A 13,333-nucleotide genomic window follows, 5' to 3' on the forward strand; every position below is an offset into this window, starting at 1 on the left:
GAATTACTTTCTTTTATCTTGATACTTCTTAATACTAAAAAATATCGTCATAACATGTTAGTTATCTAACACTTACGGTTTTTTCATGTTTTAAAAAATAAAGTGAAAAATCGTTAATTATTTACTAAAGTATATGTTTTTACAAGCTTCAAGATTTAATTAAATTTCTTTTTAAATCTATGATAATCAACACAATACAAACTCATCCAAAATCTAAAACAAAGTAATCTTATTTATTTTGAAAATTCCCCGTTGTAAGTATCTAATAATATCAATGTCTCAATATTTATATATCAAATCTTAAAACCTTTTGATACTTCAAGACGATTGGCCAATTGTTTTTTAAAATTTTTAGAATATAACTTTTAAAACACAAAAAAATGAAAATTTTTAAATTATCGCTCTTAAGCGTATTAGCCGTTTTGTTGTTTACCGCCTGTAGTAATGATGATATCACAACCCCAGACGATCAACTAATAACAAGTGAAACAAGTGAAGATAAACTAGAACTAGAAGCTAAGTCAAAGGGCTTATTCCAATCACTTAAAGCTTTAAGAGAAGCTAAGTTATTATTGGTCAGTATTCGAAGGGATGGAGGAATTCCTTATAATGTATTTAGACCTACACTCACGTTTTCTGAACAACAAAACGTCTTTTTACCAAGTGTATTAGGTATCGATTACCGAATAGACAGATCTGTAGTTCCAGCTGGACCAACAGCAAGGTTTCCAATGTTTCAAGGTTGGGAGACTTTACCTGACGGAAGTCGAAGAAAGGGATATTATGTAATAACAGAAGCATCAGATAAATTTATGGCCAAAAAACTAGGTGTTATCTTCTCTCCCAGAATGGCTGCCTCAATAGGCTCTGGAGGAGAACAAAATGCCTATTTCACTCGCAAAGGAAGACTTGTGTTTGAAGGGTCCGTAGATTTTTCACCAAAAAGATCCCTGGTTGCAAGCGGAGTATCCGATGATGGATTATTACTTGGTTTCCCTCCAGCTCAAGCCAATCCTGGAGCTATAGCAAGCCCTGAATGGTCTTCTTATGTAGTTTTACCTAGTGGAGTTGTAATTAATGCACAAATGGTCGCTAACAGCACTGGTATCCATGACAGAATTCCTAACCCTAATGGAAACAGTATTTCTGATCAAGATGATCTAAACAACCCTAATCTTGCCATAGATCAGGCATCTGTTGTAATGCAACTTTTAGATGGATGGCAGGACGGAAAACCTTACTATTTTCATATTGTTACAGATACCTCTGATCCAGGGCCAGCTACTATTGAATTAGGGGTTTTTGCACCAAGATTAGCTCAGCTACCAACATTTGGATTATTCCCAGGAGGTTCTATGTTGCCTTTTAGCCCTACGGCTAATGGTAGAACTACAGACACTGATGGTTTAGGAGTACAAGGTTTAAACTCAGCTTCTTTAAGTGATCAACAAGTACAAGACCCAACAAATACATTCCCGATTGATCCTAGAGATGAAAGATATGCTCCTATGTGGGATGCACACGTTACCGAATTTACAGTTCCTGAGTCAGAGCGCCCAATCTTACAGAGTTTTAATCAAATAAATCAACTTTTAGCTGATGGTACTTTAATTCCTTTTAGAGGAAATGCAAATCCGAGTCCTTTAGCAAACTCATTATCTGATTTGTTAACTGCAACGGGAGCCATTATTAATTGCCCAGTAATCACACAGCCGGATGCAAGTGTAATAGGCACTCAAATTGGAGTACCACTAAATAACTAAATTAACAAAAAGAAATATCTAAACGATATTTTACATTTTATTTCTTAATTAAAAGAAAGCCTGGCAGCCCTTATTGCTTCCGGGCTTTTTTAAATAATTCATCAGGCAACTGAGTTAATTAAAAAAACTTCCTGCCCAATTTTCGGCTTCTTCTAGTTGTTCAAAAAATGTGAAAGCTTCATTCCAAAGAGATTGTTCATGCATTGCTCTTTTGGCCTCTAAAGGATCATCAGAAACAATCCCATAACCGATCATGTTTTTCAAGATTCTTCCTTTATAAACATTCAAATCAATGTCATGAAAAAATTTTCGATGGGTTAGAAAAATAAAATCTCTTCCATTATAATATTCTTCGAGATGTTTGGTGATTTCTTCAGCGATTTCTACAGTCACAGCAAAACCTTTTTGCATTACCAAAATTGCATGAGACTCCTTAAAAACCAGGTTGTATTGGGGCAGTGTAAGTTCCTTCATTTTTTAATTCGTGTTTACAAAGATACTTCTAATTTGTTTCTAAATTCCCCATTATATTAAATAGATTTTAAGCAATATTATTGCCTTCAACCTCAAAATATTTCTTAAAAATTAAAAGATTAACAAAATTATCTATGAGCATTCTGGTTTAATTTTATCTTTGGTATCAGAAAATCAAATGGCTCCATAGTCAAAACAAATATCACGTTTGTAAGCTTTAGCAGAATTATTGACTAATTTTGTGAACATTAAAAATAAAACAAGAATTTTTTAAACTATAAATAATATGGCACTAGAAATAACAGATGCTACTTTTGATGAAGTAGTACTTAAGAGTGATAAACCAGTATTAGTTGATTTTTGGGCTGCTTGGTGTGGACCGTGTAGAATGGTAGGACCAATCATAGAACAAATTAGCGATGAATACGACGGAAAAGCTGTTGTTGGTAAGGTAGATGTAGATGCAAATCAAGAATTTGCTGCAAAATATGGAGTAAGAAACATCCCTACAGTTTTAGTTTTCCAAAACGGAGAAGTAGTAGGACGTCAAGTAGGTGTATCTCCTAAAAATGTATACGCAGAAGCTTTAGACTCTTTATTGTAAGAGATCCTGAAATAAAAAGAAAAAGGTTTGACGTAATGTCAAACCTTTTTTTGTTCTTAATTATTTTGTAATACGTATATTGTCTACATTAATAGTACATTACTTTCTTAGCGCATGGATATTCAAAAAGAAATCAATCACACCGGAGGGTTTACTAACCTTGAATTATTAGCCAAACAGGTGGTAGAAGGTTTTATTTCTGGCATGCACAAGAGCCCCTTTCATGGATTCTCTGCAGAGTTTGCAGAACACAAAGTATACAACAACGGAGAAAGCACTAAGCATATCGATTGGAAGCTCTATGCCAAAACTGATAAACTCTTCACAAAACGTTATGAAGAAGAAACAAATCTAAGATGTCACATCATCATTGACAACTCTTCTTCTATGCATTATCCCTCTGTAAAAGAACATCACCTAGGATCATTAAATAAGATTAGTTTTTCAGTTCTTGCAACTGCTTGTTTGATGAACATTCTCAAAAAACAACGTGATGCTATTGGCCTTAGCATTTATAGTGATGAGTATGATTATTATGCCCCTGAGAAAGGTAGTGATCGCCACCACCACATGCTACTAAATCAATTAAATAACACGCTACTTAAAACATCTGAAAGTAAAAATACTGATACCTATAGGTTTTTACATCAAATTGCAGAAAAAATACATCGTAGGTCATTGATTTTTTTATTCACAGATATGTTACAAGCTACTACAAGTCCAGAAAAGTTATTTGAAGCGCTAAGACATCTAAAATATAACAAACACGAGGTAATTCTTTTTCACACCTTTGATAGCGAGAAAGAATTAAGCTTTGACTTCAATAATCGCCCTACTCGATTTGTTGATGTAGAAACAGGAGAACATATCAATGTCTATGCAGACAACATTAAGGATAATTATAAAAAAGCCGTTTCTCAATATTTCTATGATCTTAAAATGAAATGTATGCAATACGGTATAAAATATGTAGAAGCGGATACCACAAAAGATTTTGATAAAATTTTGACCACCTATTTGGTTGAAAGGCAGAAATTTATATAATTCATCAAAATTAATATCAAAAAAAACAGAAAAAAGATTTGTGAGAATTAAAATGAGGTGTATATTTGCATCCGCAATAAGGTACTGGTCTGGTAGTTCAGTTGGTTAGAATACCTGCCTGTCACGCAGGGGGTCGCGGGTTCGAGTCCCGTCCAGACCGCAAAATTGCAAAAGCTTCAACTACCATTGAAGCTTTTTTTTGGCAATTAAAAATGTTGTGTTGTCTCCGAGTAAAATCGGGGTGGTTTAGTAGTAAACCGATGAGAAGCTTTTCCATATTAATTTGGAGAGGCTTTTTTTAATTACTGGAATTAAGTATTACAGATCTGAGATGATAATTAACTTCAAATCTTCTCAACAGGAAGAATTTACTACTCCTCCTTTTCTACATACAGAGTTTAGAATAATTCTCCCCAATGATCCCATACTTTTTGTAGATATAGTACAATAAAAGCTATTGAAACTATAAATTTGAGAAAAGTACCTGCAAGAAATCCTATAAATGATCCAAACGCGGCTTTTAACGCTTTTGAAGAATCACTACTATCTTTTATTATCTCACCAATAAAAGCGCCGGCAAATGGCCCTATAATGATTCCCAAAGGACCTAAAAATAATATCCCGACAATAAGCCCTAAAGAACTACCTATCATCCCGTATTTAGAGCCACCAAATTTTTTAGTCCCCAAAGCAGGAACAATATAATCCAATACCCAAACCAGTATCGATATCCCCAGGGTAATTCCCAGAAAAGTCCAATTTTGAGGGATCGCATCTGTAAAATGAAGTATTAACAAACCTATCCATGAAGTAAAGGGTCCTGGTAATACAGGCAAAAAACTACCTACAATACCAATAAGACAAAAAATAAAACCGATAATTACTAAAGCTATATCCATAAGTAACTTATTAGACTAAAATAATTACTTTTTGTTACTTAATTATAAATTATTAAACACATAATAATACTTAAACTTTACATAACACAAGTCAGAAGCAATTATATTTATTTTGAGATGTAAATATAAAACCAGCACACTTATAGCAGCATTTATACTTATCCCAAAAATCATGAAACTATACCCTCTAATTATCCTTATCATATTTTTAGCATTCAATTCATATTCTCAAAGTAATGCCACAACCGTTAAATGTAAAAGCAAAACAATAGAACGGGTAAGAAAATATTGCGTTTGTAAAGATATTGAGCAATACGCTAATTCAAAATACAACATTTATGCAATTTCTTCCTTTGCAAAACAAGGAGAAAATCGTATCTATACAAGGTTTAAGATTACATCTGAAGGAAAAATGGTTGATATTCAAATTAAAGGATCTTCTCCAGAATTAGAAAAAGAAGCCTTAAGAACACTTGAATCTTTTCCTGATATTATACCTGGATCTATAGCGCTTGAAAATAACGGGAAGACAGAAGACACATACAACGTCTTAATCAAATTTGTAGTAAAGAATCAAGTAACCAATTTGTAAAAACATTAATAGCTTTTATTCCTTACCATAAACATTTAACAGCTATACAAAAGACCTTTTGTATACTCCACATAAAAATTTACAATATTTTTTAACTAATTTTTTAGTTAAAACTAACTATTTAGTTATATTTGTTTTATAGAACTAAACTTTTAGTTGAAAAATCTTATGAAACAACTCACAAAAGCTGAAGAAGAAGTAATGCAATTATTATGGCAATTGCAGGAAGCCAATGTTGCTTCTATAATTAACGAAATGCCTGATCCTAAACCAGCATACAATACAATCTCTACAATTATTAGAATTCTGGAAAACAAGGAGTTTGTATCTCATCGTAAAAAAGGAAAAGGATACATCTATTTTCCTTTGGTAAAAAAAGAAGAATACAGTAATCAGTCTCTTAACAAACTGATGAACAATTACTTTAATGGATCTTTTAGAAATATGGTTTCCTTTTTTGTAAAAAAGAATGATATGGACATTGAAGATCTCGAAAACATCTTAAAAGAACTAGATAAAGAAGAATAATTTATGTTTTATTACATCTTTCAAATTATATTATTTCAGTTATTGTTCCTGATAGCGTATGATATTTTTCATAAAAAAGATACTTTCTTCTCTTTAAATAGAGCTTATCTTTTATGTACTTCTATACTTTCTTTTGTTTTACCTTTTATAAAAATAAAAAGTATACAAGAAAATATTCCAGAAGAATATGTAGTAGAGCTACCAACAGTATTTATAGGTCAAAAACCTATAGTTGCACCAGCTACAGAAGTAATTAACACCATAAATACCGCAAGTGTTTTAGACACTATAAACTGGTGGCTAGTTTTATATGCTTTAGTAGTTGCTATTCTGCTTTTTAGATTTATAAGAAAAACTATAAAATTAAAGCAATTAAGAAGCTCTGCCTTTCAAAATAAGATAGGAGATCTTAATGTAGTTATTTTACCAGAAAGTAAAGATGCCTTCTCTTTCTGGAACACCATCTATCTCGGTGATCAATTATCCGAAACTGAAAAAGAACAGATCTTAGTTCATGAAATTGTTCATATACAACAAAAACATTCTCTGGATCTATTATGGTTTGAGTTATTAAAAATGGTTTTCTGGTTTAATCCACTGATATATGTATATCAATCAAGAATAAAAGCATTACACGAATTTCTGGCTGATGCCAAAAGCGTTAAAAATTTAGGAAAAAGAAAGTATTATGAGCAATTGCTAAATACAGTTTTTGATACCGAAGAAATTAAATTTATCAATCAGTTTTATAGTCGTTCCTTAATCAAAAAACGAATACTTATGTTGCAAAAGTCAAAATCAAAAACAATAGCAAGGTATAAATACCTGGTATTGATCCCAATCTTAGGATTCATGCTCGTTTTTTCTTCTTTTTCTCAAAAAGGCGCAAAAAAAATAGTTGAAAATGCATCACAAAAACAAGTTACATACAGTCCGGTAAATGTTGCTCTAAACGATTCTTTAGATAAAATATTGAAAAAGAGACTTCGACAGGAATTACAAAAAATGATCGATGCAAATGTCGATTCAAGAAAAATCACCAATACTTTTTTAAATCAAGATGATAACAGGTTTTTTTCTAGAGAAGCTTATTACAGAAACCAAATATTTAATGAATTTCTAGTAACTCGACATATTGAAGAAAAAAAACAGACAGACACTATCAGTTCTGATGAAAAAGAGAGAATAAATCAATATCTTAAAAATACAAAGAGAAGTTATGAAGAACATCGTATTCTAGCCAGAAAAGCAAACGAAAGATATTTAAAAGGAGAGGATAGAGATATAGTACGCCAATTAGAAAAAATAATAAAAGAAATTGAAAATGGCAGCACTAATTTTTCTATTCAAGCCAAACGACATTCTGAAGACCTAAACTCTAAAGAAAATGGAGGAGCTTATACTATAACTAAAGAGACTCCCTTTGACAAGCATTTTATCCAACGCTCTTTTAGTTTGAATGAAGGTGAAATTTCTGCTCCTTTCAAAACAAAACTTGGTTGGCATATAGTAACCGTAGAAAAAAGACAAGGCGAAACTATTAATCTTAGACATATTTTAATAAAGAAAAAAACAGAATTTCCCTTTGCCAAGGTTGACAAGATTCCAACAACCAAAACCTGTAAAAATATTGTAGATCCTGACGAAATGAAAGAATGTGTAATTAATGAACTTAATCAATTTGTCAAGGCAAATTTTGACGTCAACATTGCACAACAAAAGGGATTATCTGGATTAACAAGTTTTCATGTTAATTTTAAAATCGATACCATAGGAAATATTACGAATATTCGGTCAAGAGCTCCTCTCCCAGAACTAAAACAAGAAGCGGTAAGAGTGATCGGATCACTTCCTAAAATGATCCCAGGAGAATCCAACGGAATAAGAGTTGATGTCCTATTTTCATTACCAATAGTTATCAATATTCCAGAAAACGAGAAGGCAGTAGGTGATAATAATACTCAGAAAAAACCTTCTAAGCAAGAAGAAGAACCTGTACTTACCGAAAACTTATCTGATATTACTGGGCATAATATTGAAAATGGATACTATTTAGTCACCAACATATTCAAGCGTAAATCATATCTAGACAAAGGAGTGGCCAGAATGAAGAAATCAGGTCTTAATCCCAAAGTTTTCAGAAACCCAAAAGACAAGTACTACTACGTTTATTTAGAAAAGTACGACAGTCTTGAAAAAGCAAAAGAAATGTTATTCACTGATATGAACAATACATATACAGGAGATTTATACATTTTAAAAATAATTACCAAATAATGAAACATCAAAGAGTAATTGTATTGCTATCTGCATTGATCGTGTGTATAATTTTTAAAGCCGAAGCACAGTCTTCGGCTTTAGCGATAGCAGATAGCTTGTATACTGTTGGAGATTATACAAAAGCAATTAAAACTTACAACACAATAACCCCCAAAGATCAATATTTACTTCTTCAAATAGCAAAATCACACAAAGCCAAAGGCACTTATATAGATGCTCTTACATACTATAAAAAAGCAATAGAAAACAATTCTGCATTAATCTCTGCAAAGCTGGAATATGCCAAATTATTAACGACAACCAATAAATTTAATAAGGCTGACAGCGTATATACAAATCTTATCTCTGAATACCCTAAAAATCCAAATTTCCAGTATAGACAAGGGTTAGTAAAAAAAATAAAAAAAGATTCTACAGCAATTCTTTACTTTAAAGAAGCTTTTAAACTAGATAGTACCCATCAGAAAAGCTGTTTTGAAGTCGCGAAACATTATCTTAAAAAAAGAGAATATGATAAGGTTTGGGATGTGGCAAATCTGGGCTTACATTCTTATCCTGAGAATCCTCAACTCATTAATATTCTGGGGCAAAATTTTCTTTTAAAAAAGGATTATGATGGTGCTATTCCTTATTTTGAAAAATTGCTGCAACTCAACTATGAAAGTGAGTTTATTCATGCTTCTGCAGGATTATGTTACAGCAATACTTATGAATTTGAAAAAGCCGTATTTCATTTTAAAGAAGCTTTAAAATACGATGATAAAATACCTATACGCTATACTCGTTTAGGCGATGCTTATCTTAGATTAAAAAAGCATAAAGAGGCGATTGAAAGTTATGAAGCAGCTATTACTTTAAAGGATCTACCTATCGAAGAAGATCTTTTAAATATTGCGATGGTATACAGGCATCAAAAGCAATGGCAAAAAGCTATAAAATATGCTACGCTTTCTCTTAAAGAAAACCCCGGCTATTCTAGAGCTCAGTATCAATTAGCCACCTTTGCAGATGCATATTATGAAGATCCACAAACAAAATTAGATTACTACAATTTGTACTTAAAAAAACACGGAGATGATAAGAAGAGTTATCTCAATTTTATTGTGAATAAAAGAGTAGTACAACTTGAGGAAGAAATTAATAAACAGCTTAAAAAATAACCTTTGCTTTCACTCTATTCTTCCTCCTCTAAAAAAAATTATGTAGCTTGCCATCGCTAAAACTTAGTTAGGGGCAATGAAAAAAAGGTATTGGTATACGTATTTGATCATTTTTACCTTATGTTCTTGTGATCACTTTGTATTAAAGAAAGAGAATCGCGAAGATATCGTGGAAAAAAGATGGAACGAACTAGATAAAAACGATGTAGATCAGCCTCCTCTATTTAAAGCTTGCCAATATAAAGTTCCTGAAGAACTCGAACAATGCTTTCAAAACACCATCACAAAACATATTCATAGTTATTTAATGGATCACCCAATAAAAGTAACTGAATCTATAAATGATACTATTTGGGTTTCGTTGTTAATCACTAAAGAAGGAATCGTCAAATTAGAAGATTTCAATTCACCAGATATTCTTGGATCACAGGCCCCTGATTTTAAAAATATTATCGCAGAAAGCATTAATACATTGCCGGAAATAAAACCTGCACATACTCGAAGCACCCCAACGTCTGCACGTTATAAATTACCTTTAGTGATACAAATTGATTGAGCCTTATTCTTATTTATAATTACGTAGTTTTGTAGAAACAAAGAAAACTACCACTTGAGTAACGAAAAAATCATATTAGGTATAGATCCCGGAACCACTATCATGGGATTTGGGCTCATCAAAATAATTGGCAAAAAAATGTCTTTTTTGCAACTCAATGAGCTTCAATTAGGCAAATATGATGATCACTACATAAAGTTAAAACATATCTTTGAACGCACTATAGAACTTATAGACACCTATCATCCTGATGAAATAGCCATCGAAGCTCCATTCTTTGGAAAAAACGTGCAATCCATGCTTAAACTAGGTCGTGCTCAAGGAGTTGCTATGGCTGCCGGACTAAGTAGAGAAGTACCTATAACAGAGTACTCCCCTAAAAAAATAAAAATGGCAATTACCGGAAACGGAAACGCCAGCAAGGAGCAAGTTGCTAAAATGTTACAGAGTCTATTAAAAATAAAAACTTTACCCAAAAACCTGGATTCTACAGATGGACTTGCTGCTGCTGTATGTCACTTTTATAATATGGGCAAGGCAGATATCGTTGGGAAAAGCTATACTGGTTGGGCGGCTTTTGTAAAACAGAACGAAGGCAGAGTCAAAAAATAATCTAAAAAACTAAAAAAAAGCTACGTTGCCAGGTATTTATATTCATATCCCTTTTTGTAAACAAGCTTGTCATTATTGTGATTTTCATTTTTCTACTTCTATGAAGAAAAAAGATGAAATGATATTCGCTATCTGTAATGAAATTAAACTCAGACGAACAGAAATAGATGATTATGCTGTTATTGAAACAATCTATTTTGGAGGGGGAACACCTACAGTGCTCTCTGTAACCGCATTACGTTTTATTATAGATACTATTTATGAAAACTATCTGGTTGCCGAAGATGTGGAAATCACAGTAGAAGCAAATCCTGATGACCTAACTGAAGAGAAAATAAAGTCTCTCGCTAACAGCCCTGTAAATCGTTTAAGCATCGGCATCCAATCTTTTTTTGAAAAAGATCTCAAACTTATGAATCGTGCACATAGTGCGCAAGAAGCTAAAAAATGTTTGTCTTTTGCCAGCCAGTATTTTAAGAATATCTCTATAGATCTGATTTATGGCATCCCAAACTTATCCATCGAAGAATGGAAACAAAATATTGAATTTGCTTTAAATTCTGGGGTTCCACATATTTCTTGTTACGCACTCACTGTAGAACCCAACACTCCTTTACCAGCTTTGATAAAAAAAGGAGAAATCCCTCCTGTAGAGGAAGAATTAGCACAAAAACATTTTGAAATTTTAGTTCATAGTTTGGAAAAAGCAGGATTTGAACATTATGAGCTTTCAAATTTTGGTAAAAAAGGATATTTCAGTAAAAACAACACCGCATATTGGTTAGGCAAACACTATTTGGGTATTGGACCATCTGCACACTCTTTTAATGGACAACAAAGAAGCTGGAATCTCAATAACAACATAAAATACATTAAGGCTTTACAACAAAATGAGCTTCCCAAAGAAATTGAAGATCTTACTCCCAATGACAAGTATAACGAGTACGTCATGACTGGTTTAAGAACTATTTGGGGTGTTTCATTGTTAAAAATTAATAATGAATTTGGGAATTCTTATAAAGAGTATATTCTAAAACAAGCTCAAAAACATATAGATAAAGGTTTATTAGTTGTTCAAGACGAAACAATCCTAATTACTCAAAAAGGAAAGTTTTTGTGTGACGGTATTGCAAGTGATCTTTTCTTAGTAAATTTAGAGTGATTAAACTTGGGATATGCAGGCAAAATATGATAGTATTGGAATAGGCTATAATACTACTAGAAAAACTGACCCTTATCTTTTCAGGAGATTATCTACGCTTTTAAATCCTCATCCTAATGGATTGTATTTAGATATTGGGTGTGGAACAGGCAATTACACTTCTGAATTCGCCAAAAAAGGATACCAATTCATTGGTATTGACCCTTCATTAGAAATGCTTAAAAAAGCAAAAGAAAAACACAGCAAGGTTACCTGGAAGATAGGTACTGCAGAACAAATAGATATTGCTTCAGAATCTATTGATGGTATTATTGCTAGTTTGACAATCCATCATTGGAAAGATCTTAAAAAAGGATTTTCAGAACTAAACCGGGTTTTAAAACCTAATGGTAAAATTGTAATATTCACGTCTACTCCAAAGCAAATGAAAGGATATTGGCTCCGTCACTATTTTCCTAAAATGCTTGAAGATTCTATAACACAAATGCCCTCTCTGGATGATATCAGAAATAGCCTTTTTTCAAGTAAATTAAAAATTGATCAAACAGAAAAATATAATATCCAGCCTGATTTGCAAGACCTTTTCTTATATTCAGGAAAACATAATCCCAAACTATATTTTAATCCTAAAATAAGACAAGGCATATCTTCTTTTTCTTCACTCGCTTACAATGAAGAAATAGATAAAGGATTAGATTTTATGCAAAGAGATATCAACTCAGGGCAAATTGATACAGTTATCAAAAATTATAAAAATACGCTTGGTGATTATCTTTTTTTAGTAATTAATAAAGTCTGATCGTAGTACATGAAAACAACTATACAATACAACCTTCAATCTTACAACATAGATTTATCAAAACCTTTAGACATATCTATATCTTTAAAAGCTTCAAAAGAGAATGTCAATGCCTGGTATATTAATCCTCCTAAAATCGAACCTGTTACAGAAGGTGATTGGATAGGAAAAGTAACAGAAGGAGCTTCAACCAATTTTAATACGATTACTTTTAATCCTCATGGTCACGGTACTCATACTGAATGCATAGGTCATATAACCCCAGAATTTCATAGTATTAATGATGCTTTAAAACAATTCTTTTTTCTGGCAGAACTACTTACTATACAACCTCATCGGCAAGGAGAAGATTTTATAATTGATAAAAAAACCATTAAAGACGCTATTACTTCACAAAATAGTAAGGCACTAATTATAAGAACACTTCCTAATGAAAAAGAAAAACTCAACAAACAATACTCGCATACCAATTGGCCTTATCTTACAGAAGAAGCTGCAACCTATATTCGTGAAATAGGAGTTGAGCATCTTTTGATTGATCTCCCTTCTGTAGATAAAGAAAAAGATGATGGTAAATTACTAGCACATAAAGCATTTTGGAATTACCCTAAAAACCCTCGTTATCAAGCTACTATTACAGAAATGGTTTTTATAAAAAATGAAATTAAAGATGGGTTATATTTTTTAAACCTCCAGATGGCTTCTTTTCATAACGATGCTTCTCCTAGCAAACCTATTTTATATAGTATTCTTTAATAGTAATCTCAAAGGATAATATAGAAATTGAAAGGATATTTTTGCTTGTCTGATCTGTAGTTGTACAGGAGGAATCATTTATTTAACAGTTATAGGTAATAAGC

Annotated in this window: 14 protein-coding genes and 1 tRNA gene; 13 read left to right on the forward strand and 2 right to left on the reverse strand. The window is 32.2% G+C overall.

Annotated features, from left to right (window positions below):
- Nucleotides 1-380 precede the first annotated feature (380 nt).
- Nucleotides 381-1,763: a hypothetical protein gene (locus U0D62_RS04310; protein ID WP_322194092.1), complete on the forward strand. Its 1,383-nt coding sequence runs from the start codon at nucleotides 381-383 to the stop codon at nucleotides 1,761-1,763.
- A gap of 114 nt (nucleotides 1,764-1,877) precedes the next feature.
- Here the strand turns inward: U0D62_RS04310 and U0D62_RS04315 are convergent, their stop codons facing one another.
- On the reverse strand, nucleotides 1,878-2,237 hold the full coding sequence (locus U0D62_RS04315) for a hypothetical protein (RefSeq protein ID WP_322194093.1): 360 nt from the start codon (nucleotides 2,235-2,237) through the stop codon (nucleotides 1,878-1,880).
- 286 nt (nucleotides 2,238-2,523) lie between these two features.
- On the opposite strand from U0D62_RS04315, the gene trxA reads away from it, so the two are divergent.
- The 3 genes from trxA (at nucleotide 2,524) to U0D62_RS04330 (ending at nucleotide 4,045) form a co-directional block, all read left to right on the forward strand.
- A complete protein-coding gene (gene trxA, locus U0D62_RS04320; RefSeq protein ID WP_103865399.1) occupies nucleotides 2,524-2,841 on the forward strand; it encodes a thioredoxin in 318 nt (105 codons plus the stop codon).
- A 114-nt stretch (nucleotides 2,842-2,955) separates the two neighbouring features.
- On the forward strand, nucleotides 2,956-3,885 hold the full coding sequence (locus U0D62_RS04325) for a DUF58 domain-containing protein (protein ID WP_322194094.1): 930 nt from the start codon (nucleotides 2,956-2,958) through the stop codon (nucleotides 3,883-3,885).
- Between the two features lie 86 nt (nucleotides 3,886-3,971).
- Nucleotides 3,972-4,045: transfer RNA gene (locus tag U0D62_RS04330), tRNA-Asp, on the forward strand.
- Between the two features lie 238 nt (nucleotides 4,046-4,283).
- On the opposite strand, the gene U0D62_RS04335 is transcribed toward U0D62_RS04330, so the two are convergent.
- Nucleotides 4,284-4,784: a DUF456 domain-containing protein gene (locus U0D62_RS04335; protein WP_322194095.1), complete on the reverse strand. Its 501-nt coding sequence runs from the start codon at nucleotides 4,782-4,784 to the stop codon at nucleotides 4,284-4,286.
- 172 nt (nucleotides 4,785-4,956) lie between these two features.
- Here U0D62_RS04335 and U0D62_RS04340 point away from each other — a divergent pair, with 172 nt between their 5' ends.
- From U0D62_RS04340 to U0D62_RS04380, 9 genes are all read left to right on the forward strand, one after another.
- Nucleotides 4,957-5,376: an energy transducer TonB gene (locus U0D62_RS04340; RefSeq protein ID WP_322194096.1), complete on the forward strand. Its 420-nt coding sequence runs from the start codon at nucleotides 4,957-4,959 to the stop codon at nucleotides 5,374-5,376.
- A gap of 168 nt (nucleotides 5,377-5,544) precedes the next feature.
- Complete coding sequence (locus U0D62_RS04345; RefSeq protein WP_322194097.1) at nucleotides 5,545-5,904, forward strand: BlaI/MecI/CopY family transcriptional regulator; 360 nt, start codon at nucleotides 5,545-5,547, stop codon at nucleotides 5,902-5,904.
- Nucleotides 5,905-5,907: 3 nt separating this feature from the next.
- Complete coding sequence (locus U0D62_RS04350; RefSeq protein WP_322194098.1) at nucleotides 5,908-8,181, forward strand: peptidylprolyl isomerase; 2,274 nt, start codon at nucleotides 5,908-5,910, stop codon at nucleotides 8,179-8,181.
- Nucleotides 8,181-9,344 carry a tetratricopeptide repeat protein gene (locus U0D62_RS04355; protein ID WP_322194099.1) on the forward strand — a complete coding sequence of 388 codons (1,164 nt, stop codon included), beginning with the start codon at nucleotides 8,181-8,183 and terminating at the stop codon, nucleotides 9,342-9,344. Before U0D62_RS04350 ends, U0D62_RS04355 begins: the two co-directional genes overlap by 1 nt.
- 76 nt (nucleotides 9,345-9,420) lie before the next feature.
- Nucleotides 9,421-9,900, forward strand: a complete 480-nt coding sequence (locus U0D62_RS04360) for a hypothetical protein (protein ID WP_322194100.1) — start codon at nucleotides 9,421-9,423, stop codon at nucleotides 9,898-9,900.
- A gap of 54 nt (nucleotides 9,901-9,954) precedes the next feature.
- Nucleotides 9,955-10,512: a crossover junction endodeoxyribonuclease RuvC gene (ruvC, locus tag U0D62_RS04365; protein ID WP_322194101.1), complete on the forward strand. Its 558-nt coding sequence runs from the start codon at nucleotides 9,955-9,957 to the stop codon at nucleotides 10,510-10,512.
- Between the two features lie 25 nt (nucleotides 10,513-10,537).
- Complete coding sequence (gene hemW, locus U0D62_RS04370; protein ID WP_322194102.1) at nucleotides 10,538-11,674, forward strand: radical SAM family heme chaperone HemW; 1,137 nt, start codon at nucleotides 10,538-10,540, stop codon at nucleotides 11,672-11,674.
- A 13-nt stretch (nucleotides 11,675-11,687) separates the two neighbouring features.
- Entirely contained in the window at nucleotides 11,688-12,473 is a 786-nt protein-coding gene (locus U0D62_RS04375) for a class I SAM-dependent methyltransferase (RefSeq protein ID WP_322194103.1), read from the forward strand.
- Nucleotides 12,474-12,482: 9 nt separating this feature from the next.
- Entirely contained in the window at nucleotides 12,483-13,229 is a 747-nt protein-coding gene (locus U0D62_RS04380; protein WP_322194104.1) for a cyclase family protein, read from the forward strand.
- The last annotated feature ends 104 nt before the right edge of the window (nucleotides 13,230-13,333 follow it).

Source organism: Aquimarina callyspongiae (assembly GCF_034322225.1).
In the GTDB taxonomy this organism is placed as follows: domain Bacteria; phylum Bacteroidota; class Bacteroidia; order Flavobacteriales; family Flavobacteriaceae; genus Aquimarina.

Excerpts from the sequence above, each read along its gene's own strand:
- U0D62_RS04310 (WP_322194092.1), top strand. The coding sequence starts at position 381 with ATGAAAATTTTTAAATTATCGCTCTTAAGCGTATTAGCCGTTTTGTTG.
- U0D62_RS04315 (WP_322194093.1), bottom strand. The coding sequence starts at position 2,237 with ATGAAGGAACTTACACTGCCCCAATACAACCTGGTTTTTAAGGAGTCT.
- trxA (WP_103865399.1), top strand. The coding sequence starts at position 2,524 with ATGGCACTAGAAATAACAGATGCTACTTTTGATGAAGTAGTACTTAAG.
- U0D62_RS04325 (WP_322194094.1), top strand. The coding sequence starts at position 2,956 with ATGGATATTCAAAAAGAAATCAATCACACCGGAGGGTTTACTAACCTT.
- U0D62_RS04335 (WP_322194095.1), bottom strand. The coding sequence starts at position 4,784 with ATGGATATAGCTTTAGTAATTATCGGTTTTATTTTTTGTCTTATTGGT.
- U0D62_RS04340 (WP_322194096.1), top strand. The coding sequence starts at position 4,957 with ATGAAACTATACCCTCTAATTATCCTTATCATATTTTTAGCATTCAAT.
- U0D62_RS04345 (WP_322194097.1), top strand. The coding sequence starts at position 5,545 with ATGAAACAACTCACAAAAGCTGAAGAAGAAGTAATGCAATTATTATGG.
- U0D62_RS04350 (WP_322194098.1), top strand. The coding sequence starts at position 5,908 with ATGTTTTATTACATCTTTCAAATTATATTATTTCAGTTATTGTTCCTG.
- U0D62_RS04355 (WP_322194099.1), top strand. The coding sequence starts at position 8,181 with ATGAAACATCAAAGAGTAATTGTATTGCTATCTGCATTGATCGTGTGT.
- U0D62_RS04360 (WP_322194100.1), top strand. The coding sequence starts at position 9,421 with ATGAAAAAAAGGTATTGGTATACGTATTTGATCATTTTTACCTTATGT.
- U0D62_RS04375 (WP_322194103.1), top strand. The coding sequence starts at position 11,688 with ATGCAGGCAAAATATGATAGTATTGGAATAGGCTATAATACTACTAGA.
- U0D62_RS04380 (WP_322194104.1), top strand. The coding sequence starts at position 12,483 with ATGAAAACAACTATACAATACAACCTTCAATCTTACAACATAGATTTA.